This is a genomic window from Modicisalibacter sp. 'Wilcox' (assembly GCF_010993675.1).
Lineage (GTDB): Bacteria > Pseudomonadota > Gammaproteobacteria > Pseudomonadales > Halomonadaceae > Modicisalibacter > Modicisalibacter tunisiensis.
This window is the reverse complement of record NZ_WNXF01000012.1, coordinates 80,938-102,233: the sequence shown is the minus strand read 5'-3', so window position 1 is coordinate 102,233 and position 21,296 is coordinate 80,938. Positions and strand designations below refer to the sequence as shown.

The 21,296-nt window shown below is 69.5% G+C and carries 22 protein-coding genes and 2 tRNA genes; 15 read left to right on the top strand and 9 right to left on the bottom strand.

From position 1 onward, the window contains the following. Window positions 1-36: 36 nt before the first annotated feature. Genes G7A98_RS12120 through murB form a run of 8 tightly spaced genes read left to right on the top strand, consistent with a single transcriptional unit; the run spans window position 37 to window position 6,358 of the window. Complete coding sequence (locus G7A98_RS12120; RefSeq protein WP_163649932.1) at window positions 37-690, top strand: MotA/TolQ/ExbB proton channel family protein; 654 nt, start codon at window positions 37-39, stop codon at window positions 688-690. Further along, the gene (locus tag G7A98_RS12115) at window positions 687-1,118 is read left to right on the top strand and encodes a biopolymer transporter ExbD (RefSeq protein ID WP_163649931.1); all 432 of its coding nucleotides are present in this window, start codon (window positions 687-689) and stop codon (window positions 1,116-1,118) included. Before G7A98_RS12120 ends, G7A98_RS12115 begins: the two co-directional genes overlap by 4 nt. Next, window positions 1,115-2,857 (top strand): lipid A export permease/ATP-binding protein MsbA, encoded by a 1,743-nt coding sequence (gene msbA, locus G7A98_RS12110; RefSeq protein ID WP_163649930.1) that lies wholly within the window; start codon window positions 1,115-1,117, stop codon window positions 2,855-2,857. The genes G7A98_RS12115 and msbA overlap by 4 nt, the downstream gene beginning before the upstream one ends. Continuing rightward, the gene (gene lpxK / locus G7A98_RS12105; protein WP_163649929.1) at window positions 2,854-3,891 is read left to right on the top strand and encodes a tetraacyldisaccharide 4'-kinase; all 1,038 of its coding nucleotides are present in this window, start codon (window positions 2,854-2,856) and stop codon (window positions 3,889-3,891) included. The genes msbA and lpxK overlap by 4 nt, the downstream gene beginning before the upstream one ends. Then, complete coding sequence (locus G7A98_RS12100) at window positions 3,884-4,099, top strand: Trm112 family protein (protein ID WP_163649928.1); 216 nt, start codon at window positions 3,884-3,886, stop codon at window positions 4,097-4,099. Before lpxK ends, G7A98_RS12100 begins: the two co-directional genes overlap by 8 nt. Further along, the gene (gene kdsB / locus G7A98_RS12095; RefSeq protein ID WP_163649927.1) at window positions 4,096-4,869 is read left to right on the top strand and encodes a 3-deoxy-manno-octulosonate cytidylyltransferase; all 774 of its coding nucleotides are present in this window, start codon (window positions 4,096-4,098) and stop codon (window positions 4,867-4,869) included. Before G7A98_RS12100 ends, kdsB begins: the two co-directional genes overlap by 4 nt. Further along, a complete protein-coding gene (locus G7A98_RS12090; RefSeq protein ID WP_163649966.1) occupies window positions 4,869-5,339 on the top strand; it encodes a low molecular weight protein-tyrosine-phosphatase in 471 nt (156 codons plus the stop codon). Before kdsB ends, G7A98_RS12090 begins: the two co-directional genes overlap by 1 nt. After that, window positions 5,336-6,358: a UDP-N-acetylmuramate dehydrogenase gene (gene murB, locus G7A98_RS12085; RefSeq protein WP_163649926.1), complete on the top strand. Its 1,023-nt coding sequence runs from the start codon at window positions 5,336-5,338 to the stop codon at window positions 6,356-6,358. Before G7A98_RS12090 ends, murB begins: the two co-directional genes overlap by 4 nt. Window positions 6,359-6,466: 108 nt before the next feature. Here the strand turns inward: murB and G7A98_RS12080 are convergent. The 9 genes from G7A98_RS12080 to G7A98_RS12040 all read right to left on the bottom strand — a co-directional run bounded on the left by G7A98_RS12080 (window position 6,467) and on the right by G7A98_RS12040 (window position 13,639). Further along, window positions 6,467-6,543: transfer RNA gene (locus G7A98_RS12080), tRNA-Met, on the bottom strand. A 66-nt stretch (window positions 6,544-6,609) separates the two neighbouring features. Further along, window positions 6,610-7,701, bottom strand: coding sequence for a redox-regulated ATPase YchF (gene ychF, locus G7A98_RS12075; protein WP_163649925.1), 1,092 nt, complete (start codon window positions 7,699-7,701; stop codon window positions 6,610-6,612). 209 nt (window positions 7,702-7,910) lie between these two features. Then, a complete protein-coding gene (pth, locus tag G7A98_RS12070) occupies window positions 7,911-8,495 on the bottom strand; it encodes an aminoacyl-tRNA hydrolase (protein WP_163649924.1) in 585 nt (194 codons plus the stop codon). Window positions 8,496-8,537: 42 nt separating this feature from the next. Then, window positions 8,538-9,188, bottom strand: a complete 651-nt coding sequence (locus tag G7A98_RS12065) for a 50S ribosomal protein L25/general stress protein Ctc (protein WP_163649923.1) — start codon at window positions 9,186-9,188, stop codon at window positions 8,538-8,540. A gap of 115 nt (window positions 9,189-9,303) precedes the next feature. Beyond that, the gene (locus G7A98_RS12060; RefSeq protein WP_205596265.1) at window positions 9,304-10,245 is read right to left on the bottom strand and encodes a ribose-phosphate pyrophosphokinase; all 942 of its coding nucleotides are present in this window, start codon (window positions 10,243-10,245) and stop codon (window positions 9,304-9,306) included. 66 nt (window positions 10,246-10,311) lie between these two features. Further along, a tRNA-Gln gene (locus tag G7A98_RS12055) sits at window positions 10,312-10,386 on the bottom strand. 71 nt (window positions 10,387-10,457) lie between these two features. Further along, on the bottom strand, window positions 10,458-11,309 hold the full coding sequence (ispE, locus tag G7A98_RS12050) for a 4-(cytidine 5'-diphospho)-2-C-methyl-D-erythritol kinase (RefSeq protein WP_163649922.1): 852 nt from the start codon (window positions 11,307-11,309) through the stop codon (window positions 10,458-10,460). Continuing rightward, complete coding sequence (lolB, locus tag G7A98_RS12045) at window positions 11,306-11,917, bottom strand: lipoprotein insertase outer membrane protein LolB (RefSeq protein WP_163649921.1); 612 nt, start codon at window positions 11,915-11,917, stop codon at window positions 11,306-11,308. Before lolB ends, ispE begins: the two co-directional genes overlap by 4 nt. A 3-nt stretch (window positions 11,918-11,920) precedes the next feature. Beyond that, window positions 11,921-13,639 carry a tetratricopeptide repeat protein gene (locus tag G7A98_RS12040; protein WP_240464741.1) on the bottom strand — a complete coding sequence of 573 codons (1,719 nt, stop codon included), beginning with the start codon at window positions 13,637-13,639 and terminating at the stop codon, window positions 11,921-11,923. Window positions 13,640-13,974: 335 nt separating this feature from the next. On the opposite strand from G7A98_RS12040, the gene hemA reads away from it, so the two are divergent. From hemA to G7A98_RS12005, 7 genes are all read left to right on the top strand, one after another. Continuing rightward, window positions 13,975-15,249: a glutamyl-tRNA reductase gene (gene hemA, locus G7A98_RS12035; protein WP_163649920.1), complete on the top strand. Its 1,275-nt coding sequence runs from the start codon at window positions 13,975-13,977 to the stop codon at window positions 15,247-15,249. 8 nt (window positions 15,250-15,257) lie between these two features. Then, window positions 15,258-16,343 (top strand): peptide chain release factor 1, encoded by a 1,086-nt coding sequence (prfA, locus tag G7A98_RS12030; RefSeq protein WP_163649919.1) that lies wholly within the window; start codon window positions 15,258-15,260, stop codon window positions 16,341-16,343. Then, window positions 16,343-17,200: a peptide chain release factor N(5)-glutamine methyltransferase gene (gene prmC / locus G7A98_RS12025; protein ID WP_163649918.1), complete on the top strand. Its 858-nt coding sequence runs from the start codon at window positions 16,343-16,345 to the stop codon at window positions 17,198-17,200. The genes prfA and prmC overlap by 1 nt, the downstream gene beginning before the upstream one ends. Before the next feature lie 171 nt (window positions 17,201-17,371). Further along, window positions 17,372-17,872, top strand: coding sequence for an Lrp/AsnC ligand binding domain-containing protein (locus tag G7A98_RS12020; RefSeq protein ID WP_163649917.1), 501 nt, complete (start codon window positions 17,372-17,374; stop codon window positions 17,870-17,872). Between the two features lie 23 nt (window positions 17,873-17,895). Further along, on the top strand, window positions 17,896-18,645 hold the full coding sequence (gene moeB / locus G7A98_RS12015) for a molybdopterin-synthase adenylyltransferase MoeB (protein ID WP_163649916.1): 750 nt from the start codon (window positions 17,896-17,898) through the stop codon (window positions 18,643-18,645). 159 nt (window positions 18,646-18,804) lie between these two features. Next, complete coding sequence (locus tag G7A98_RS12010; protein ID WP_163649915.1) at window positions 18,805-20,091, top strand: FAD-binding oxidoreductase; 1,287 nt, start codon at window positions 18,805-18,807, stop codon at window positions 20,089-20,091. Between the two features lie 74 nt (window positions 20,092-20,165). After that, the gene (locus G7A98_RS12005) at window positions 20,166-21,296 is read left to right on the top strand and encodes an ABC transporter ATP-binding protein (RefSeq protein WP_163649914.1); all 1,131 of its coding nucleotides are present in this window, start codon (window positions 20,166-20,168) and stop codon (window positions 21,294-21,296) included.

Sequence of the window (21,296 nt, the reverse complement as noted above, 5' to 3'; positions counted from 1 at the left end):
TCGGCGTTGCCTTCACGAATCGGGAGACGGGACGCAATGAACGTTTACGACACCCTGGTGGCCGGCGGGGTCCTGATGATTCCCATCCTCGGCTGTTCGCTGCTGGCGACGATGATCATCATCGAGCGGCTGTGGAGCCTGCGGGCCTCGCGCATCGCGCCGCCGAGCCTGGCCGAGGAGGTCTGCGAGCTGATCCAGCAGGGGCAGGTCAACCTGTTCTGGCTGGAAAGCCACTCGCCGCTGGGCGGTGTGCTGGCGGCCGGGCTGCGCAATGCCCGGCTGGGCCAGGACGCCGTGCGTGCGCGCCTGCAGGAGGCGGCCACGGCGGTGATCCATGACATGGAACGCTTTCTCAGCCCGCTGGGCACCATCGCCTCGATCACGCCGCTGATCGGCCTGCTGGGGACCGTGGTGGGCATGATCCAGGTCTTCGCGGTGATCGTCGGCGCCGAGGGCGCGCAGCGGACCAGCGAACTGGCCGGCGGCATCTCCCAGGCGCTGGTGACCACGGCGGCGGGGCTGGCGGTGGCGATCCCGGCGCTGATGTTCCATCGCTACTTCCAGCGCCGCGTCGAGGCGATCACCGTGCGCATGGAGGAACAGGCCGGACGCATGGTCGAGTTCCTCGCCCATCATTCGGGGGATCTGACCCTGGCGGAGCGCCATGAGCCGCGGGGCGAGCGGGCATGAAGTTTCCGCGCCGCCAGCGTGACCCGGTGGAGGTCAACCTGACGCCGCTGATCGACGTGGTGTTCCTGCTGTTGATCTTCTTCATGGTCTCGACCACCTTCGCCCCCCGTCAGGCGCTGGAGCTGAGCCTGCCCGCCGGCGATCACGCCACGCGGGTCGAGTCGAGCCCGGTGACCCTGGTGGTCACGCGGGACGGCACCTATCGGCTCGATGCCCAGGCGCTGGCCACGCGGCAGGCCCTGGATCGCGCCCTGGCACAGCATGCCGACGCCGCCCGCGAGCACGGCCTGGTCATCGAGGCCGACGGCCGGGCGACGCATGCCGCCGTGGTGGCGGCACTCGACCAGGCGGCGGCGCTGAACATTCGGCAGGTACGCATCGCCACGCGGCCGTCGGCCGCCTCGCAACCGCAAACGGAGACGCCGTGACACAACCCGACAGCCTGACCCTTTACCGGCGCCTGCTGGGCTATGTGAAGCCGCACTGGCGGCAGTTCGCCGTCGCCGTGCTGGGCTATGCCATCTACGCGGCCTCCAGCACGGCGCTGGCCGAAATGATGAAGCGGCTGATCGACGGCATTCGCGATCCGGATGCCGCCTTCCGGCTGTACCTGCCGCTGTTCGTGGTCGTCATGTTCGCGGCGCGCGGTCTGGGCACCTTCCTGGGCACCTATTTCATGAGCGGTGTGGCACGCAACGTGGTGCACGCCCTGCGCTGCAACGTGTTCAATCACATGCTGCATCTGCCGGGGTCCTTCTTCGACGCCCACTCCAGTGGGCACCTGATCTCGCGGGTGACCTACCACGTCGAGCAGGTCACCGGCGCGGCGAGCAACGCCATCACCGTGATCCTGCGCGAGGGGCTGTTCGTCATCGGGTTGATCCTCTATCTGCTGTGGACCAACTGGATGCTGACCCTGCTGTTTCTCGCCGTGACGCCGCTGATCGGCGGTGTGGTGCGCTACGCCAGCAAGCGCTTCCGGCAGATCTCGCGGCGTATCCAGAACTCCATGGGCGATGTCACCCATGTCGCCTCCGAGGCGCTGACCGGCTACAAGGTGGTGCGCACCCACGGGGCGGAAGACTACGAGAAGCGCCGCTTCGCCGCGGCCAGTGCCTATAACCGCGACCAGAGCATGAAGGAAGCGCTGACCAAGGCGGTCAGCACGCCGGTGATCCAGCTGTCGGTGGCCATCTCGCTGGCGGGACTGGTGTGGCTGGCCATGGCGCCCGAGCTGATGGAGGACATGACGCCGGGCGAGTTCGTGGCCTTCATCACCGCCGCCTCGCTGATGGCCAAGCCCATCAAGTCGCTGACCGATGTCAACTCGGTGATCCAGAAGGGCCTGGCCGCCTCCGACGAGCTGTTCCGCCTGCTCGAGGAGCCCGCCGAGATCGATGCGGGCTATCGCGACCCCGAGGGCGTGCGCGGCGAGGTGCGCTTCGAGGGGGTACGCTTCGCCTATGGCGGCGATCAGCCCGAGGTGCTCAAGGGCATCGACCTGGCGGTGGCTCCCGGCGAGATGATCGCCATCGTCGGTCGCTCGGGCAGTGGCAAGTCGACCCTGGTCAACCTGCTGCCGCGCTTCTATCGCCCCACCCGGGGGCGAGTGACCCTGGACGGCGTGTCGCTCGACGAGTACCGCCTGTCGCCGCTGCGCCGCCAGATCGCGCTGGTCTCCCAGCAGGTGACCCTGTTCAACACCACGGTGGCCGACAACATCGCCTACGGCGTGCCCGACGCCGATCGCGAGGCCGTCGCCGCGGCGGCCCGCGCGGCCTACGCCGACGGTTTCATCAGCCGCCTGCCGCAGGGCTACGACACCGTGATCGGCGACAACGGGGTGATGCTCTCGGGGGGCCAGCGCCAGCGCCTGGCGATCGCCCGGGCGATCTTCAAGAATGCTCCGCTGCTGGTGCTCGACGAGGCCACCTCGGCCCTGGACACCGAGTCGGAACGCTACATTCAACAGGCGCTGGAAACGGTCTGCCGTGGACGGACCACCTTCGTCATCGCCCATCGGCTGTCGACCATCGAACGCGCCGACCGCATCCTGGTGATGGAGCAGGGCGAGATTGTCGAGAGCGGCACCCACGGCGAGCTGCTCGAGCGGGATGGGGCCTACGCGGCCCTCCACCGCCTGCAGTTCCAGGAGGTGACGGCATGAGTCGCTGGGTGGATGCCTGGCACCGCGACGCCGGCTGGCTGCAGGCGCTGCGTCCGCTGGCCTGGCTGTACCGCCGCGGTGTCGAGGCGCGCCAGCGGGCCTATGCCGCCGGGCGGTACACGGTGTGGCGCTCGCCGGTGCCGGTGGTGGTGGTCGGCAACCTGACCCTGGGCGGCACCGGCAAGTCGCCGCTGGTCGCCTGGCTGGCGCGCTGGCTGGGCGAGCAGGGCTGGCGGCCGGGCATCGTCTCCCGGGGCTACGGCGGCCAGGCGCCGCGCTACCCGCTCTACGTCAATACCGACAGTGACCCCGCCTTCAGCGGCGACGAGCCGCTGATGCTCGCCCAGCAGACCGGGCGACCGGTGGTGGTCGACCCCGACCGCCCGCGCGGCGCCCGCAAGCTGATCGCCGCCGGTTGCGACATCATCATCGCCGACGACGGCCTACAGCATCTGGCGCTGGGCCGCGACCTCGAGCTGGTGGTGGTCGACGGTACCCTGGGTTTCGGCAACGGCCGCTGCCTGCCCGCCGGCCCGCTGCGCGAGCCGCTGTCGCGGCTGGCCTCGGTGGATGCGGTGATCGTCAACGGCGCGCCGAGCGCCGAGCGCCCGGCCGCCGGTTACGCCATGCGACTCGAGCCGGCACGCTGGCGCCACCTCACGGATGACGCCTGCTATCCCATCGACCGGGTACCGTTCTCCGGGCGGGTGCATGCCATGGCCGGCATCGGCCATCCGGCCCGCTTCTTCGCCACGCTGTCGTCGCTGGGCGTGGCGCATGATGCGCACCCGCTGGCCGACCATCACCGCTACAGCGCCGAGGACCTGCGCTTCGCCGACAACCGTCCGGTGGTGATGACCGCCAAGGATGCGGTGAAATGCCGGCGTTTCGCCAACGAACGCTGCTGGGCGCTGGATGTCGAGGCCGTGCCGGACCCGGCCTTCGTCGACTGGCTGGGCGAGCGTCTGACGACGCTCGCCGCCGAGCGGCACGACACGCTACAACCCGCCACCTGCGAGGTAAACGATGGATAAGGAACTGCTGGCCATGCTGGTCTGCCCGCTGTGTCAGGGCAAGCTGGCCTACGACCGCGAGCATGGTGAACTCAAGTGCCTGTATGACGGCCTGGCCTTCCCGATACGCGACGAGATCCCGGTCATGCTCGAGGAGGAGGCGCGGGTGATGGATGCCGAGGAGAAGCTGGGCGAGCGCCTCGGGCCGGCGCCGGGGCCGAAGGCATGAGCGAGTTCGTGGTGGTGATTCCGGCGCGCTACGCGGCCAGCCGCCTGCCGGGCAAGCCACTGGCCGACATCGCCGGCATGCCGATGGTGGTGCGTGTCTGGCAGCGCGCCTGTCTCAGCGGTGCCGCCCGTGTGGTGGTGGCCAGCGACGATGAACGCGTGTGCCGCGCGGTGGAGGACGCCGGCGGCGAGGCGCTGATGACCCGCGACGATCATCCCTCGGGCACCGATCGGCTGGCCGAGGTGGCGCAGGCGCTCGCGCTGCCTGCCGAGACCATCGTGGTCAACGTCCAGGGGGACGAGCCGCTGCTGCCGCCGGCGTCGATCGCCCAGGTGGCCGCACGGCTGGCCGACGACCCCGAGGCCTCGATCGCCACGCTGGCGGCCCCGATCAGCGACGTCGAGACCCTGCTCAACCCCAATGCCGTCAAGGTGGTGCGCGACGTGCGCGGCCGGGCGCTGTACTTCTCGCGGGCGCCGATCCCCTGGGACCGGGCGCACTTCAGCGCGCGCCCGCAGACCCTGGCCACCGATGCCTGGCTGCGGCATATCGGCCTCTACGCCTATCGGGCGGGCTTTCTCGCCGACTTCGTCACCTGGCTGCCGAGCCCGCTCGAACAGCTCGAGCAGCTCGAGCAGCTGCGCGCCCTGCATCACGGCCATCACATCCAGGTGGCACTGGCCCGCGACGTGCACCCCGCCGGGGTGGACAGTGTCGAGGATCTGGAGCGGGTGCGCCGTCAGGTCGCCGAGCTGGAGGGGGCCCCATGATGCGCGTGCTGTTCGTGTGCCTGGGCAATATCTGCCGCTCGCCGAGCGCCGAGGGCGTGTTCCGCGAGCAGCTGCGCCAGGCGGGGCTGGCCGAGCGGGTCGAGGTCGATTCCTGCGGCATCGGCCACTGGCATGTCGGCAAGGCGCCGGACCGGCGGGCGCAGGCGGCGGCGAGTCAGCGGGGCATCGATCTCTCCGCGCTGCGCGCCCGCATGCTGGAGGCCGAGGATTTCGGGCGCTTCGACTACATCCTGGCCATGGATCACGACAACCTCGTCGCGATCGAGGCGCGCAGCCCCCCGGAGTGCCGGGCACGGATCGATCTCTTCCTGAGCTATGCCGGCCGCCCCGAGGAGGCCGTGCCCGATCCCTATTTCGGCGGCGATGACGGATTCGAGCGGGTGCTCGACCTGATCGAGGCGGCGAGCCGCGGGCTGGTCGATGAGCTTCGGCGGCAGCTGTCGGCATGAAGGTGCGCCGTGAGGTCAATCTGCAGGCGCTGAACACGCTGGGGCTGCCCGCCACGGCGGAGCACCTGACCCGGGTGGCGTCGGTCGATGAGGCGCGCGGGGCCCTGGCCTGGGCCGAGGCGCGGGGTTGCCCGTTGACGGTGATCGGGGGCGGCAGCAATCTGGTGCTCCGCCCCTGGCTGCCGGGGCTGGTGGTGGTGCCGAGCGGCACGGACTGGCATCTCGAGCCGCTGGCCGGCGATGACGTCCGCGTGCAGGTGGCGGCCGGCGTGAACTGGCACCGGCTGGTCGTGACGCTGGCCGAGCAGGGGCTTTGGGGTACCGAGAACCTGGCCTTGATCCCCGGGCTGGCGGGGGCGGCGCCCATCCAGAACATCGGCGCCTACGGCGTCGAGCTGGCGGAGGTGCTCGAGGCGGTGCACCTGATCGAGCGCGACACCCTCGAGGCGCGCGTGCTGACCCGCGAGGAGTGCGCCTTCGGCTATCGAGACAGCGTCTTCAAGCAGGCCCTGGCCGGGCGAGTGATCATCACGCGACTGGTGCTGCGGGTGTCGCGGCGCCCGCGGCCGCGGCTCGACTACGGCGATCTTGCCGCGCGCGTTCCCGCCTCCCCCTCCGCCGACGATGTCGTCGCCGCCGTCAGCGCGGTGCGGCGCGAGAAACTGCCGGATCCGGCGGTGCTCGGCAATGCCGGCAGCTTCTTCACCAACCCGGTCATCGACGCGGCGAGGGCGCAGCGGCTGCTGGACGAGTGGCCCGGCATGCCGCACTTCCCGCTGGCCGATGGCCGCGTCAAGCTTGCCGCCGGCTGGCTGATCGATCGCTGCGGTCTCAAGGGACTGCGCGATGGCCACGTCGGCGTGCACGACCGGCAGGCTCTGGTACTGGTGCATCACGGGGGCGGGAGCGCCGCGGAGCTGCTGGCGCTCGCCGAGCGGGTGGCGGCGACGGTGGAGGCGCGTTTCGGCGTGCGCCTGACGCGCGAGCCGCGGGTACTGGGCGAGGCGGCGCCGGGGTGAGGTGTCGCCCGGCAGGATGACTGCGTAGTCGATTCGGTTCTCGAGAACGCAAGGGCTGCGCAATGCAGAAGGGCCCGTCGGCAAAACCGACGGGCCCTTCGCGTATTCTGGTGGCTACGCCCTGATTCGAACAGGGGACCCCATCATTATGAGTGATGTGCTCTAACCAGCTGAGCTACGTAGCCGTTCAACGAGGGCGAATAATACGCCCAAGCTTCTGAGCTGTCAAGAAATATCGCCCTGGCAAGGGCTTATACGTTGAAACGGAAGTGGATGACATCGCCATCGGCGACGATGTAGTCCTTGCCTTCCAGGCGCCACTTGCCGGCTTCCTTGGCGCCGGATTCGCCGCCGAGGGAGACGAAGTCGTCATAGGCGACCACTTCGGCGCGGATGAAGCCCTTCTCGAAGTCGGTGTGGATGACCCCGGCCGCCTGCGGGGCGGTGGCGCCGACCCTGACCGTCCAGGCGCGGACCTCCTTGACCCCCGCGGTGAAGTAGGTCTGCAGGCCGAGCAGGCGGTAGCCGGCGCGAATCACCCGGTCGAGCCCCGGCTCCTCCATGCCCATCTCGTCGAGGAACATCGCCCGTTCCTCGTCCTCCAGCTCGGCGATTTCGGCCTCCAGCTGGTTGCAGACCGGCACCACCACGGCGCCTTCCTCGGCGGCGATCTCGTGAACCGTGTCGAGGTGCGGGTTGTTCTCGAAGCCGTCCTCGTTGACGTTGGCGATGTACATGGTTGGCTTGAGCGTCAGGAAGCCGTAGCTCTTGAGCTGGCGCTTCTCGTCATCGGACAGGCCGACGCTGCGCAGCGGCAGCCCCTCGGCCAGGTGCGGCTGGATGCGCTCGAGAATCGCCTTGGTGGCGATCGCTTCCTTGTCGCCGCCCTTGACCACTCGGGTCAGGCGCTGGATGGCGCGCTCGACGCTGTCCAGATCGGCCAGCGCCAGCTCCAGGTTGATGGTCTCGATATCGGCCCGCGGGTCGACCTGGTTGGCCACGTGAATGACGTTGTCGTTGTCGAAGCAGCGCACCACATGGGCGATGGCGTCGGTCTCGCGGATGTTGGCGAGGAACTGGTTGCCCAAGCCTTCACCCTTGGAGGCGCCCGCCACCAGACCGGCGATGTCGACGAATTCCATGGTGGTGGGAATGACCTTCTCGGGCTTGACGATCTCGGCGAGCTTGTCGAGCCGCGGATCGGGCATCGGCACGATGCCGGTGTTGGGCTCGATGGTGCAGAAGGGGAAGTTCTCGGCGTCGATGCCGGACTTGGTGAGCGCATTGAAGAGGGTGGACTTGCCGACGTTGGGCAGGCCGACGATGCCGCAGTTGAATCCCATGGGATCTTCCTGGAAAGAGTGTTCGAGGAGTGTGATTGGCCGGTATTCTACGCGACCGGGCTGTAAGCTTTAAGCGTTAAGAACAACCGGCATGGCACTCGCCCCCGGGCGACCGGAAGCTGCCATCGGACTGCATCCGTAGCCCTGAGCTTCAATCTGTCAGGAAAAGCTGGATCTCGGGCCTGGGGAGACGCTCGCCGGCTTGCGGCTTATGGCTGAAAGCTGTGCAGCCGGTTCATGGCTCGGGCCCAGTCGCCGGCGAGGGCGTCGGGCAGGGTGGCGAGGCATTCGTCGATGGCGGCGTCGATGGCCTGACGCTCGGCCTTGCCGGGACGGCCCAGCACGTAGTTGGTGACCTGCCTGGCGTTGCCGGGGTGGCCGATGCCGAGGCGCAGGCGGTGGAAGTCCCTGCAGTTGCCCAGCGCGCTGATGGTGTCGCGCAGGCCGTTGTGGCCGCCGTGGCCGCCGCCGGTCTTGTAGCGGGCGGTGCCGGGGGCGATGTCGAGCTCGTCGTGGGCGACGAGCAGCTCATTGGGCGCGAGCTTGAAGAACTGGCAGAGCGCGGCGACAGCGGCGCCGCTGCGATTCATGAAAGTGGTCGGGTTGAGCAGGTGCACGTCCCGACCGCTGAAGTGGACCTTGGCGTACTGGCCGAGGAACTTCTTCTCCATGCGCAGCGGCGCGTGGCTGTCGCGCGCAATGGCTTCCACCAGCCAGGCGCCCGCATTGTGACGGGTGTCGGCGTACTCGGGGCCGGGATTGCCCAGGCCGATGATCGCTTTCACTTGACTCATGCGGGGCCTTGTCTCGCGGGTGGTTGCCAGGCGTCCGACGTCTTACTCTTCGGACTGGCCTTCTTCGCCTTCGGCGGCTTCCTCGTCGTCGCTGCCTTCACTCGCGGTGCCGCGGGTCGGGCGGGTGATGCTGACCACACCGGCGTCGTGAGACTCGCCGTGGCTCAGCTCGACCAGGGTCACGCCGGCCGGCAGCTTGAGGTCGGACAGGTGCAGGGTTTCGCCCAGGCCCAGGCCGCTGATGTCGACCTCGAGGTACTCCGGCAGGTCCTTCGGCAGGCAGCTGATCTGGACTTCGGTGGCCAGCACGTGGAGGACGCCGCCGTCTTCCTTGATGCCCTTGCACTCTTCCTCGCCCAGCACGTGCAGCGGGACGTTCAGGGTCATGGCGTGGGTGGCGTCGACACGCAGGAAGTCGGCATGGGTGATCAGCGCCTTGTACGGATGGCGCTGCAGGTCACGAATGACGACCTGCTCCTGGGTGCCGTCGACATCGATGGTGATGATCGAGGAGAAGAAGGCTTCCTCTTCAAGCGCCTTGTAGAAGCCCGGCTTGTCGATGGTGATCGGCTGCGGGGCCTTCTCGCCGCCGTAGATGATGGCGGCGACTTGCTGGTTCTCGCGACGCAGGCGGCGGCTCGCACCTTTCCCCAGGTCGGTTCGAACGTTGGCGGTCAGTTGATAGTCGGACATGGTTAACCTCTCGGGGTCGAAATAAGGAAGCGGCATCGCCCGCGACCAGACGATGCCGTTTCCGATCAGCGCCTCACGGCGCACGTTCCGGGGCGAAATGCCCCGATGCAAGCGCTCAGTGGAACATCGCGCTCACGGATTCCTCGTTGCTGACCCGGCGGATGGCCTCGGCGATCAGCCCGGCCACCGACAGCTGGCGAATCTTGCCGCTGCGGCGCGCCGGTTCGGAAAGCGGAATGGTATCGGCCACGACGAGTTCGTCAAGTACCGAGCCGCTGATGTTGTCGACAGCCGGGCCCGACAGGATCGGGTGCGTGGCGTAGGCGACGACGCGACGGGCGCCGTGATCCTTGAGGGCCTCGGCGGCCTTGCACAGGGTGCCGGCGGTATCGACCATGTCGTCGACCACCACGCAGGTGCGGTCGTCGATGTCGCCGATGATGTGCATGACCTGGGCCTGGTTGGCCTGCGGGCGGCGCTTGTCGATGATCGCCAGATCGGCGTTGAGCTGCTTGGCGATGGCGCGGGCCCGCACCACGCCGCCGACGTCCGGCGAGACCACTACCAGATCGTCGTAGTTCTGGCGCTCGATGTCGTCGAGCAGGATCGGCGAGCCGTAGACGTTGTCCACCGGCACGTCGAAGAAGCCCTGGATCTGGTCGGCGTGCAGGTCCATGGTCATCACCCGGTCGACGCCGGCCTTGACCATCATGTCGGCGACCACCTTGGCGGAGATCGGCACGCGGGCGGAGCGCACCCGGCGATCCTGACGGGCGTAGCCGAAGTAGGGCACCACGGCGGTGATCCGGGTGGCGGACGCGCGACGCAGGGCATCCACCATGAAGATCAGTTCCATCAGGTTGTCGTTGGTCGGGGCGCAGGTGGACTGCAGGATGAAGACGTCCTTGCCGCGAACGTTCTCGTTGATCTCGACCGCGATCTCGCCGTCGCTGAACTGGCCGACCGTGGCGTGGCCCAGCCGATTGTCGAGGGCCTCGGCTACCTTGCGGGCGAGTTCGGGATTGGCGTTCCCGGCGAAAACCATCAATTTAGACACGCGCAGCCACCTTTGGAGTCTTGGGGGATCTCAGGAGCGGGATTGTGCGGTCGCGTCCGGAAGGAATGGCTGGGGTACCAGGATTCGAACCTGGGAATGGCGGTACCAGAAACCGCTGCCTTACCACTTGGCTATACCCCAGTAGTCATGACTTCCCGAACTCATCGCGACATCGGGTCACGATCGCAACCACGGCAGCGCCGGCAAGCCGTTCAGAGCAGGCCCAGCGCCCGATGGAGGGGTGAGGTGTCGCAGCCGCGAGCCTTGAAGGCCTGCCAGCCCTCGCCGACACGGGACAGTATCCTATCGGCCTCGGATTCCTGCGTCAAATGGCAGAACACGCAGGCGCCGGTGCCGGTCAGCAGGCTCGGCGCATGTCGCGACAGCCAGTCGAGTGCCTCGCCCACGGCCGGGTAGAGCGCGCGAACGGTCGACTGGCAGTCGTTGCGCCAGGCGATCGGCCCCTCCTGCAATGCGCGCGCTATGGTAATGGGGGGGGTGTCCCGTGTCAATTCGGGGGCCTGGAACACCGCCGGCGTGGACACCGCGACGCCGGGGTGAACGACCACGAACCAGCCGGCGTCGAGGGACACCGGGACGAGGCGTTCGCCGATGCCCTCGGCCCAGGCGGAGCGGCCCCGCACGAAGACCGGCACGTCGGCGCCCAGCGTCAGGCCCAGCCCGGCCAGTGCGTCGAGGTCGAGCCCCAGCCCCCAGAGCCGGTCGAGTCCCAGCAGGGTGGTCGCCGCGTTGGAGCTTCCGCCGCCCAGCCCGCCGCCCATCGGCAGTCGCTTGTCGAGGCGGATGTCGGCGCCGAGGCGACAGCCGCTGGCCTGCTGCAGCAGGGTGGCAGCACGCACCACCAGGTTGTCCGCGTGGGCCACGCCGGGCACGGCCGGCGAAAGGGTGATGCGGCCATCGTCGCGGGGCGTGAAATGCAGGGTATCGCCGGTGTCGAGCAGCTGGAACAGCGTCTGCAGCTCGTGATAGCCGTCGGCGCGGCGCCCGGTGATGTGCAGCAGGCGGTTGAGCTTGGCCGGCGCCGGCAGGCTCAGTGAGGTCATGCGGACTCCGGGTCGGGGTGCCATTCCTTGACCACCAGGGTGGCGCGCAGGCCGGGGAAGGTCATCACCACGCGACTGGGCAGCCACAGGCCGCCGGCACGGGTCCAGTCACGGTAGTCGATGGTCCAGCCGGCCTGGTGCAGCTGCAGGGGAAAGCCCCGGTCGTCGCGGGTCAGGCGGTGCGCGACGATCGGCGCCGGCAGGCCGCGCACCCAGTCGTCGAGCGCCGAGACGGGCAGCGACCAGCCGAGCTGCTGTTCCATCAACCGTTCCGGGGTATCGGCGGTGAAGCGGCCCTTGCCGGTGGTCAGCACGACCCCGTCGGGGCCGCCCTCGAGGACGCTGCGGCCGCTGCCGAAGGGGCCGCTGATCAGCATCCGGTAGCGCGAGGCGCGCTGGACCCAGTCGAGATTGGCGCTGGTGGCGTCGTCGGGCGTGCGCAGACCGACCTTGCCGGCCAGGCGCCAGTGATCAAAGGCTTCCAGTCGGGCCTTCTGGGCCTGCCAGTCACCGCGCTCGCGGGGCTGTTCCGGCGACGGGGCCTGGCTGGCGCAGCCCGCCAGCGTCAGCAGGGCGAGCAGCAGTGTGGGAACGGTAAGAGATCGCATGGGTCACTCCGGTCGGGCATGGGTGGGCGCGAGGGCCGGGATGCGCTGGATCAGCGCCTCGATCCGGGGGCGCGAGTCGAAGCGTTCGAGGGCCTCGGCCACCAGGCGGCGGGCGTCCGCGCGCTGGCCCTGCTGCCACAGCACTTCCGCCAGGTGGGCGGCGATCTCCTGGTCGGGCTGGCGCCGATAGGCCTCGCGCAGGTGGACCAGCGCCTGCTGCGGCCGACCGAGCTTGTACTGCAGCCAGCCCATGCTGTCGATGACCGCCGGGTTGTCGGGCGCGAGGCGGTAGGCCTTCTCGATCAGTGGGCGCGCCTCGTCGAGGCGGTCGGTCTCGTCGAGCAGGGTGTAGCCGAGGGCGTTCAGGGCCGCGGCGTCGTCGGGCTGCTGCGCGAGGATATGGCGCAGGTCCCGCTCCATGCCGGTGATATTGCCCTGCTGATAGCGGCGCATGCCGCGCATGAAGCGCAGTTGGGTGTCGTCGGGGTGACGCGCCAGGGCGCGCTCGAGCAGGGCGTCGGCCTCGGCATCGTGCTGATGCTCGCGCAGCAGCTGGATCTCGATCGCCGCCAGATCGCCATAGGACTCGGGATGACGCAGGCGTTCGACGTGCAGGAAGGTCCGGGCATCGGGCAGCCGGTCGTGCTCGGCCAGCATCTGCGCGGCCCGCCGGCGGGCGTCGAGGAAGCCGTCGCCGGGCGGAACCTGGCGATAGTAGAGCAGGGCGTTGTCCACCTCGCCTTCGGTCTCGGCGATCATGCCCAGCAGAATGAAGGCCGTCGGCGAGGCGTCGTCCTGTTCGATAAGCGGCAGCAGCAGGCGCTTGGCGGGGGCCGGGTAGCCTTCCTCGAGATACAGGCGGGCCAGGGCCAGGCGCAGTTGCGGGGCGTCGGAATGGCGCTCGAGCAGCGTGTCGATGCGCGACTCGGCAGCGTCGACGTTGCCCAGGCGCAGCTGCGCCTGGGCCAGCAGCAGGGTCAGGCGGCTGTCGTCGGGCGCGGCCTCGAGCCCACGGCGGGCGGCATCGCGGGCGGCGGCGTAGCGGTCTTCCTGCAGGGCGAGGCGCGTGCGGGCCAGCCAGAGCCCGGGAAGCGCCGGGTGACGCTCGGCGAGTCGCGACAGGCGCGTCTCGGCGCGCCGGGTGTCGCCCCCGGCGGCCTCCAGCAGGGCCGTGGCCAGCTGCGCCTGCGGCTGGTCGTCGTGCTCGGCAAGGAAGTCCTGCAGGCGCGCGATCAGCGGTGCCGGGGCGGCCTTCTGCTCGATGGCGGTCTCGGCGAAGCCGGTGAGATCCCCCTGGCCGCCGCGCGCCGCCAGGGTCAGGCGCTGATTCAGGCTGTCCAGCCAGTCGCCGCGCTCCATGGCCAGGCCGGCGAGCAGGCGGGCGGGCGCCTCGGCATCCGGCGCCAGCGCCTGCCAGCGGCGCGCGGCCCGTTCGAGCAGCTTGCGGTCGTCGGCGTAGCGGGCGGCGAGGGTGGCGCGTTCGGCCAGGGCGGCGGAATGATAGCGTTGCGCGGCGTCTAGGTAGCCCCGGGTGGCGCGGGCGAAGTCGCCACGCTGGCCGGCCAGCTCGGCGCTGATCAGGGTGGTCAGGCCCGCGGCGTCCAGTCCCGATTCCACGGGCGGGGCCGAGGCCATGGGGTCCGCCGGCGGGGGCGGTGAAAGGGTCTGGCAACCCGCCAGCCAGGTGGCGGTCAGTGTCGTCACAAGCCAGCGTGCGTGCATGCCGTCCTCTATGTCGTGAACCGCTCGTCGCGGGCCTTTCCCGAGGCCCCCGGAACGCCTCCCTGCCGGCAGGGCCGGGCCGAGATGTCAGCATACCGGTTCGCCGGGGGCGGGCAAAGTCGTGGCGGGCCGGGCGGGGGCCGTCTGGGGTTGCGTGTCGCCGGGCGCGTCCCCATGTCGGAGCGTGCTGTGATAGACTGGGGCGCCGAAAACGGCCAGTCACTCAAGGTCATGCCGCATGACCGCGCCGCCAGGTCGTGCCGTGAGCCCGCGTGGCTCCTGCCGTCCGACCCGGGGTGTTCTCGATCGCCTAGGACTCAACGACCCTGACTGCAATGACCCTTCTCGCTCTGGGAATCAATCACAAGACCGCGGACGTGGCGGTACGCGAACAGGTTGCCTTCACGCCCGAGCAGCTGGAAGCCGCCCTGGCGCAGCTCAAGGCATTGCCGGTGGTCGACGAGGCCGCGGTGCTTTCGACCTGCAATCGCACCGAACTCTACTGCGTCATTCAGTCGCAGGGCGAGCGGCCGCTGCTGGAGTGGCTCGGTGGCTTCCACGGCCTGCCGGTCGAATCACTGATGCGCTGTGCCTACCACTACCTCGACGACGCCGCGGCCCGGCATCTGATGCGTGTCGCCTCGGGGCTGGACTCGATGGTGCTGGGCGAGCCGCAGATCCTCGGTCAGATCAAGGATGCCTACCAGCAGGCGCGCCAGGTCAAGGGGCTGGGCGGCGAGCTGGAGCGGCTGTTCCAGCACACCTTCGCGGTGGCCAAGCAGGTGCGCACCGAGACCGGCATCGGCGAGAACCCGGTGTCGGTGGCCTATGCCGCGGTCAGCCTGGCGAGTCGCATCTTCGACGACTTCTCGCGTTCCCGGGCGCTGCTGGTAGGGGCCGGCGAGACCATCGAGCTGGTCGCGCGCCACCTCCATGAAGCGGGCGTGCGGGAGCTGACCGTGGCCAACCGCACCCGCGAACGGGCCGAGCAGCTGGCCGGCGAGTTCGGCGCCGAGGCCATCGCGCTGGGCGAGATCCCGCGCGCCCTGGAGCAGGCCGACATCGTCATCACCTCCACGGCGGCCCCGCTGCCGATTCTCGGCAAGGGCATGGTCGAGCGGGCGCTCAAGGTGCGTCGTCACCGTCCGATCTTCATGGTCGACATCGCCGTGCCGCGGGACATCGAGCCCCAGGTGGGCGAGCTCGACGACGTCTTCCTGTATACCGTCGACAACCTCCACGAGGTGATCGAGGAGAATCGACGGCACCGCCAGGTCGCGGCCCGTCAGGCCGAGGAGCTGATCGACCAGGGCGTGGGGCAGTGGCTTCACGAGCGCCGGGTTCGGGGTGCGGGCGATCTGATCCGCCGTTATCGGGAGCAGGGCGAGGCGCAGCGCCAGGCCGCCGAGGCCCAGGCGCTGGCCCAGCTGGCGCGGGGCGGCGACCCGGAAAAGATCCTGCGCCGGCTCAGCCAGCAGCTCACCAACCGCCTGCTGCACGGACCGACCCTGCGCCTGCGCGAGGCCTCGGGCGCCGAGCGTCACGACCTCATCCAGGCGGCCGAAAGCCTGCTGCTCGACCCCGCCGCGCCCTCCCAGGACCCGGAATAGGACACTGCATGAAAGCCTCATTGCGCCACCGTCTGGAAAGCCTTCAGGACCGTTTCGAGGAGCTGGCCGCCCTGCTGGCGGACCCCGAGGTGATCGGGGATCAGGCGCGCTTTCGCGACTATTCCCGCGAGTATGCCGAGCTCGAGCCGCTGGTCGAGACGTGGCAGGCCTACCGGGGCACGGAGGCGGATATCGCCGAGGCCGAGCAGCTGTGCGACGACAGCGACGCCGACATGCGCGAGATGGCCGAGGCCGAGCTGCAGGACGGGCGCGAGCGGCTGGCGGCCCTGGATGTGCAGCTCAAGCAGCTGCTGGTGCCGAAGGACCCCGACGACCATCGCAACGTCTTCCTGGAGATCCGTGCCGGCACCGGCGGCGACGAGGCGGCGCTGTTCGCCGGCGACCTGTTCCGCATGTACTCGCGCCATGCCGAGAAGGTCGGCTGGAAGGTCGAGGTGGTCAGCGCCAGCCACGGCGAGCAGGGCGGCTACAAGGAGATCATCGCCCGGGTGCGCGGCGAGGGCGTCTATGCCCGGCTCAAGTTCGAGTCCGGCGCGCATCGCGTGCAGCGGGTGCCGGCCACCGAGTCCCAGGGTCGCATCCACACCTCGGCCTGCACCGTGGCGGTGATGCCCGAGGTCGAGGCGGTCGGCGACATCGACATCGACCCCAACGACCTGCGGGTCGACACCTTCCGCTCCAGCGGCGCCGGCGGCCAGCACGTCAACACCACCGACTCGGCGATCCGCATCACCCACCTGCCCAGCGGCCTGGTGGTGGAGTGTCAGGAGGAGCGCAGCCAGCACAAGAACCGCGCCAAGGCGATGGCGCTGCTTGCCGCGCGGCTCAAGCAGGAGGCCGTGGACAGCCAGCGCCGTCAGCAGGCCGACGCCCGCAAGTCGCTGGTCGGCTCGGGGGACCGCAGCGAGCGCATCCGCACCTACAACTTCCCGCAGGGCCGGATCACCGATCACCGCATCAACCTGACGCTCTACAAGCTGGGCGAGGTGATGGCCGGCGAACTGGACGAGGTGATCGGGCCGCTGGTCAACGAGTACCAGGCCGAGCGGCTGGCCAGCCTGCAGGACGCCTGATGCGCATCGACCGTCTGCTGGCCGAGGCCACGACACGCCTGACGGCGGCCGGGTCGCCGACGCCGCGCCTCGATGCCGAGGTGCTGCTGGCCCACGTGCTCAGGCGCGACCGGACCTGGCTGTATACTTGGGGCGATCGCGAGCTCGACGGCTTCGAGCGGGCACGCTTCGAGGCCCTGGTGGCGGCCCGCGACCGGGGGCAACCGGTGGCCTACCTGACCGGCGAGCGCGAGTTCTGGGGGCTGCCCCTGCTGACCGAGGCGACCACGCTGATCCCGCGTCCTGACACGGAAACCCTGGTCGAGGCGGCGCTGGCCGGCGACACCCCCGAGTCGGCGGCGGTGCTCGACCTCGGCACCGGCAGCGGCGCGATCGCCCTGGCGCTGGCCAGCGAGCGGCCGGGCTGGCGGGTCATCGGGGTCGACCGGATTGCGGCGGCCGTGGCCCTGGCCCGGCGCAATGCCGCGCGGCTGGGCATCCCCAATGTGGCCTTTGACGAGAGCGACTGGTTCGACGCCCTGGCCGGGCGGCGCTTTGCCTTGATCGTCGCCAATCCGCCCTATCTGGCTGGCGATGATCCGCACCTGGCGCGCGGCGACGTGCGCTTCGAGCCGGTCTCGGCGCTGGTGGCCGGGGACCGGGGGCGGGCGGACCTCCTGCACCTGATCGACGCCGCACGCCTGCATCTGCTGGCCGGCGGACGACTGCTGCTGGAGCACGGCATGGAACAGGGCGAGTGGCTGCGCGAGGCGTTCCGGGCCGCCGGCTTCGCGTCGGTCCACACGCATGCCGATCTGGCCGGGCTGCCCCGGGTGACCGAAGGTCGCTGGCCGGGGACGTCGACCGACGGGGCGTGACTGGCCCCCCTTCCCGGGAATGTGATATGAGTGTGTGGCGGCCGTGCGCCGGCATGGTGAATTCGGCTGCCTTCATGTCCTTTCGTGTGATGTATTTGCCGCCGGCTGCCCTGCCGGGCGGCAAATACAGATGATCATTCTGCCGATTGGCAGCGGGGAATCGACCCAACAATGAAAGCCAAGACCCGATCGCTGGACCGTATCGACCTCAACATCCTGCGCTGCCTGCAGGAAAACGCCCGCATTTCCTATGTCGACCTGGCCTCGCAGGTCGGCCTGTCCACCACGCCCTGTCTGGAGCGCGTCAAGCGCCTGGAGCGGGCCGGCATCATCCGCGGCTACCGGGCCGTGCTCGATCCGCGGGCGCTCAAGGCCAACCTGCTGGTATTCGTCGAGATCTGCCTGGAAACCCAGTCGCCGACGGTCTTCGACGAGTTTCGTCGGGCGGTGGCCAAGCTGCCGCAGATCCAGGAGTGCCACCTGGTCTCCGGCCAGTTCGACTACATCCTCAAGTGCCGGATTCCCGAAATGTCCGCCTATCGCCAGCTGCTCGGCGACGTGGTGCTGACCCTGCCCGGGGTCAAGGAATCGAAGAGCTACGTGGTGATGGAGGAGGTCAAGGAGGAGTTCGTCCTGCATGTCCCCGAGCTCGAGCAACTCGACGAGAAATAGCCATCCAGCCTGGTGCCCCTGCCATGAATGATGAAGCCCTGCTGCGCTACAGCCGCCATATCATGCTCGATGCCATCGACATCGCCGGGCAGGAGCGGCTGCTGGCCGGCCATGCCCTGGTGGTCGGCGCCGGGGGGCTGGGCTCGCCCGTGGCCCTCTACCTGGCCGCGGCCGGGGTGGGGCGGCTGACCTTGGCGGACGCCGACCGCGTCGACCTGACCAACCTGCAGCGCCAGATCGCCCACGGCGAGGCGGATGTCGGGCGCAACAAGGCCGAGTCCGCCGCCGCGGCGGTGCAGCGGCTCAACCCCCATTGCGAGGTGCGCCCCCTGGGTCATCATCTCGAGGGCGAGGCACTTGACGCGGCGGTGGCCGAGGCCGACGTGGTGCTCGACTGCACGGATCGCTTCGCCAGTCGCTATGCCATCAACCGGGCCTGCCTGGCCGCCGGTCGGCCGCTGGTGTCGGGCGCGGCGATCCGCTTTTCCGGGCAGCTGGCGGTGTTCGACCCGCGCCGCGCGGACTCGCCCTGCTACGCCTGTCTCTATCCCCCCGAGGCGGGGGAGGAGGAAGAGCTGCGCTGCGCGGAAAGCGGCGTGGCGGGGCCGCTGGTGGGGGTCATCGGCACCTTTCAGGCGCTCGAGGCGGTCAAGCTGCTCAGCGGCGCGGGCCACGTGCACCAGGGGCTGTCCACCTTCGACGGCCTGCGGGGGGAATGGCGGCGCTTCAACATCGCGCGCGACCCCGCCTGTCCGGACTGTGGCGGGCGCTGAGGCTACCGGCGCCAGGTCGTTATCTGTTATTGAATACTTGACATTCGACGTCTTCATGGTGTCAGACTAGGCGTCACTTGCTGCGGTGTTGACACCGCCTGGTAAAAGAATTCAACAACAATCAGGCCACGGGATGGCCGACCTGCCGGGATACTCGCGATGACTGCCGCCTTGCGACGCCCAGATTCCTACTACAACGCCAGCGTGGCCGTCAGCCTCGCGCCGGCGCCCCCCCTGGAGGGCGAGACCCGGGTCGATGTCTGCGTGATCGGCGGTGGTGTCACCGGCTGCTCGGCGGCGCTGCACCTGGCCGAGCGCGGTCACAGCGTGGCGCTGCTCGAGGCCGGCGAGGTCGGTCATGGCGCCTCGGGGCGCAGCGGCGGCCAGATCCTGCCCGGGCTGGGCACCGACATCGGCGTGATCGAGAAGGCCCTGGGGCTCGAGCGTGCACGGGCCATCTGGGAGATGAGCCGCGAGGCGGTGCGCCTGACCGCTTCCCTCGTCGAGCGCCACGCCATCCCCTGCGACCTGGCCTGGGGTTACCTGCACGCCGCGGTCAAGCCGCGTCACGTGCGCGAGCTGCGTCATTTCCGCGATACCCTGGCCGAACGCTACGGTTACCCGGCGCTGTCGCTGCTCGAGGGCGAGGCGCTGCGCGAACACGTGGTCACCGATGCCTACCCGGCCGCGCTCCACGATGCCGAGGGCGGTCACCTGCATCCGCTCAACTACACCCTGGGCCTGGCGCGTGCCGCCCAGCAGGCCGGGGCCACCCTCCACGAGCACAGTCCCGTCGTCGCCATCGAACGTGGTGAGCCGGCTCGCGTGCGCACGCCGCAGGGGAGCGTCAGCGCGGATCGGGTGGTGCTGGCCGCCAATGCCTACCAGCACGGGCTGGTCCCCGAACTGTCCGGGCGCATCATGCGTGCCGCCAACTACATCGTCGCCACCGAACCGCTCGGCGAGGCCCGGGCGGCCCGGGTCCTGCCGCGCAACGATGCGCTGTCCGATGCCAACTTCGTGCTCGACTACTACCGTCTCTCGGCGGATCGCCGGCTGATCTACGGCGGCGAGGTGAGCTACAACGGCCGTGAACCGCGCGGCCTGCAGGCCCGCATGGACGCCAAGATCGCCCGGCTGTTCCCGGTGCTCAAGGGGGTGCGCATCGACTACCGCTGGGGGGGCGATGTGGCCATCACCCGCAACCGGGCGCCCGACTTCGGCTGCCTCGACGGCAACCTGTTCTACGCTCAAGGCTATTCGGGCCACGGCATGGCGCTGGCCGGGCTGGCCGGGCAGCTGCTGGCCGACGCCATCGAGGGGCGAGGCGAGCGTTTCGAGCACTTCGCCGCCATGCCGCACCATGCCTTTCCGGGCGGCGAGTGGCTGCGCATGCCGCTGCTGGTGCTGGCGACCAGCTTCTACAAGTTGCGCGATCGACTCTGAACCGGGCCGTGGCCTCTCCAGCGGCACCGGCGACGGCATCGTGACAGTCCGACAACAACAAGGGGAGTAGTGCGATGAGTGATTCGACCCCGGCGGTCACCCGAGCGGCGGCGGAAACGGCCGCGGCCGATGGCGGTGCTCCGCCGCGCGCGGCTTCATCGATACGCCTCGAGGGACTGCACAAGCGGTTCGGCAGGGACACCGTGGCACTCGATGGCGTCGACCTGACCATCGAGGCGGGGGAGTTCTTCACCCTGCTGGGGCCGTCCGGCTGCGGCAAGACCACGTTGCTGCGGATTCTCGCCGGGCTCGAGGAGCCCAACGCCGGCCGGCTGTGGATTGGCGGCCGCGACGTCACCGACACCCCGCCGCACCGGCGCAGCGTCAATACCGTCTTCCAGTCCTACGCCCTGTTTCCCCACCTGTCGGTGCGCGACAACCTGGCCTTCGGCCTGCGTATGCGGGGCGAATCGGCCGCCGAGCGCGAGCGCAAGGTGGCCGAGGTGGCGGAGTTCATCCAGCTCGGCTCGCTGGTCGAGCGGCGCGTCGACCAGCTCTCGGGTGGCCAGAAGCAGCGTATCGCCCTGGCCCGGGCGCTGGTCTGCGAGCCCGACGTACTGCTGCTCGACGAACCCCTGTCGGCGCTCGATGCGGGGCTGCGCAGCCAGCTTCAGGTCGAGCTGCAGCGCCTGCAGAAACGCCTGGGCATGACCTTCGTGTTCGTCACCCACGATCAGGACGAGGCGATGGTGATGTCGGATCGCATCGCCGTGCTCGACGGCGGGGTCATCCAGCAGGTGGGCACGCCCAGCGAGGTCTACGAGCATCCGGCCAACGCCTTCGTGGCGCGCTTCATGGGCCACGACAACCTGGTCGCCATCACCGCGGTCGACGGCGACCGGGTGGAGACCCGGCTGGGCTGGCTGCGGCTCGCCCCCGCCGAGCGGCGCGCCGAGTCGGACGGCTGGCTGCTGATCCGCCCCGAGACCCTGGTGCTCGACGACGCGCTGCCGGAGGGCTACAACCGGCTCGAGGGCACCGTCGAGGAGCGCCTCTACCGGGGCAGCCGCATCGAGTATCGAGTGACGGTCAACGGCCAGCCGCTGATGGTCGTGGCCAGCAACCTGGGGCAGCGCATGCACGAGATCGGTGACCGGGTGGTCATCGGCGTCTGTCCCGAAGACCTGGTCCGGGTCGCGGCCTGA

Excerpts from the sequence above, each read along its gene's own strand:
- G7A98_RS12020 (WP_163649917.1), top strand. The coding sequence starts at position 17,372 with ATGAAAGCCAAGACCCGATCGCTGGACCGTATCGACCTCAACATCCTG.
- ychF (WP_163649925.1), bottom strand. The coding sequence starts at position 7,701 with ATGGGATTCAACTGCGGCATCGTCGGCCTGCCCAACGTCGGCAAGTCC.
- G7A98_RS12065 (WP_163649923.1), bottom strand. The coding sequence starts at position 9,188 with ATGTCCGACTATCAACTGACCGCCAACGTTCGAACCGACCTGGGGAAA.
- G7A98_RS12040 (WP_240464741.1), bottom strand. The coding sequence starts at position 13,639 with ATGCACGCACGCTGGCTTGTGACGACACTGACCGCCACCTGGCTGGCG.
- ispE (WP_163649922.1), bottom strand. The coding sequence starts at position 11,309 with ATGACCTCACTGAGCCTGCCGGCGCCGGCCAAGCTCAACCGCCTGCTG.
- lolB (WP_163649921.1), bottom strand. The coding sequence starts at position 11,917 with ATGCGATCTCTTACCGTTCCCACACTGCTGCTCGCCCTGCTGACGCTG.
- G7A98_RS12115 (WP_163649931.1), top strand. The coding sequence starts at position 687 with ATGAAGTTTCCGCGCCGCCAGCGTGACCCGGTGGAGGTCAACCTGACG.
- prfA (WP_163649919.1), top strand. The coding sequence starts at position 15,258 with ATGAAAGCCTCATTGCGCCACCGTCTGGAAAGCCTTCAGGACCGTTTC.
- G7A98_RS12120 (WP_163649932.1), top strand. The coding sequence starts at position 37 with ATGAACGTTTACGACACCCTGGTGGCCGGCGGGGTCCTGATGATTCCC.
- G7A98_RS12005 (WP_163649914.1), top strand. The coding sequence starts at position 20,166 with ATGAGTGATTCGACCCCGGCGGTCACCCGAGCGGCGGCGGAAACGGCC.
- pth (WP_163649924.1), bottom strand. The coding sequence starts at position 8,495 with ATGAGTCAAGTGAAAGCGATCATCGGCCTGGGCAATCCCGGCCCCGAG.
- murB (WP_163649926.1), top strand. The coding sequence starts at position 5,336 with ATGAAGGTGCGCCGTGAGGTCAATCTGCAGGCGCTGAACACGCTGGGG.
- lpxK (WP_163649929.1), top strand. The coding sequence starts at position 2,854 with ATGAGTCGCTGGGTGGATGCCTGGCACCGCGACGCCGGCTGGCTGCAG.
- kdsB (WP_163649927.1), top strand. The coding sequence starts at position 4,096 with ATGAGCGAGTTCGTGGTGGTGATTCCGGCGCGCTACGCGGCCAGCCGC.
- moeB (WP_163649916.1), top strand. The coding sequence starts at position 17,896 with ATGAATGATGAAGCCCTGCTGCGCTACAGCCGCCATATCATGCTCGAT.
- G7A98_RS12090 (WP_163649966.1), top strand. The coding sequence starts at position 4,869 with ATGCGCGTGCTGTTCGTGTGCCTGGGCAATATCTGCCGCTCGCCGAGC.
- hemA (WP_163649920.1), top strand. The coding sequence starts at position 13,975 with ATGACCCTTCTCGCTCTGGGAATCAATCACAAGACCGCGGACGTGGCG.
- prmC (WP_163649918.1), top strand. The coding sequence starts at position 16,343 with ATGCGCATCGACCGTCTGCTGGCCGAGGCCACGACACGCCTGACGGCG.
- G7A98_RS12010 (WP_163649915.1), top strand. The coding sequence starts at position 18,805 with ATGACTGCCGCCTTGCGACGCCCAGATTCCTACTACAACGCCAGCGTG.
- G7A98_RS12100 (WP_163649928.1), top strand. The coding sequence starts at position 3,884 with ATGGATAAGGAACTGCTGGCCATGCTGGTCTGCCCGCTGTGTCAGGGC.